This is a genomic window from Bartonella sp. AP65SXKL (genome assembly GCF_042195725.1).
Lineage (GTDB): Bacteria > Pseudomonadota > Alphaproteobacteria > Rhizobiales > Rhizobiaceae > Bartonella.
Window position 1 is genome coordinate 1 of record NZ_JBHIOW010000074.1, and the last position, 960, is coordinate 960.

The 960-nt window shown below is 35.4% G+C and carries 1 protein-coding gene; it reads right to left on the reverse strand.

Annotated features, from left to right (window positions below; all coding sequences use genetic code 11):
* Positions 1-143: 143 nt before the first annotated feature.
* Positions 144-584 (reverse strand): single-stranded DNA-binding protein, encoded by a 441-nt coding sequence (ssb, locus tag ACFIMP_RS09745; protein WP_375686338.1) that lies wholly within the window; start codon positions 582-584, stop codon positions 144-146.
* Positions 585-960: the final 376 nt, after the last annotated feature.

A 960-nucleotide genomic window follows, 5' to 3' on the forward strand; every position in this document is an offset into this window, starting at 1 on the left:
TTTGCACGCATTTCTATTGCCAATTTATCAACGGCTTCACGCGGTGCTTTTGCACGTGATATACGTCCGTTTGGTTCTCTTACCTGCCCTGCTATTTTAGGGCGTCCCCTTTTTTTATTTTTTTTCATAACACCGCCTTTTATTTAAAAAGGAACACTGTCATTCATAACGGTATGGGGCGTATCAAGAGGTCTGTAAATGCTTCTGTCATAAGCAGATGACTGATCTTGATTATCATCATTTTTGCCATCTAAAAGCTTTAACTCGCCTTTGTACTTAGGCAAAATGATTTCTGTTACATACCGATCAATACCGTTTTTATCTTGCCATTTACGCGTTTGAAGCTGCCCCTCGATATAAACTTTGCTGCCTTTATTCAGATACTGGAGTGCTACTTTTGCAAGATGTGGATTAAACACCACAATGGAATGCCATTCGGTTTTGTCTATTCTCTTATTGGTTGCCTTGTCTGTATAGCTCTCAGACGTTGCCATTCGAAAATTGACCACCTCGATGCCAGTTGACATTGTTTTGCTTTCTGGATTGGCACCTAAATGACCAATTAAAATCACTTTATTAAGCATTTGCTTTCTGTCCTTTAATGGAAAATAGTACTTAGAACAAAACAAACTCACAACTGATGATAGTATAACACATTATGGTGTATTTTTACAAACAGAATTTATCATAACCCACTGAATCTACAGTGTGAATCCCATTTTTATTTTACTTAACAGCTTGCTTTTTGATACGTTTTGTGCAATAAAGAGACGTTCTTTTATATTTCGGTTATTTCTTTTAATCGTTTATTTAGATCGCTAGCTGTTTTGATAATAAAAGCCGTATCAATTCATTTTGATGCGGTTTTTATGTATTAAGGCTTGCATTTTTACACGTTTTGTGTAATATATTTTAACATTTAAAATGTATAAGTTTCCAGTTGCAAACAAAAGCCGTGTC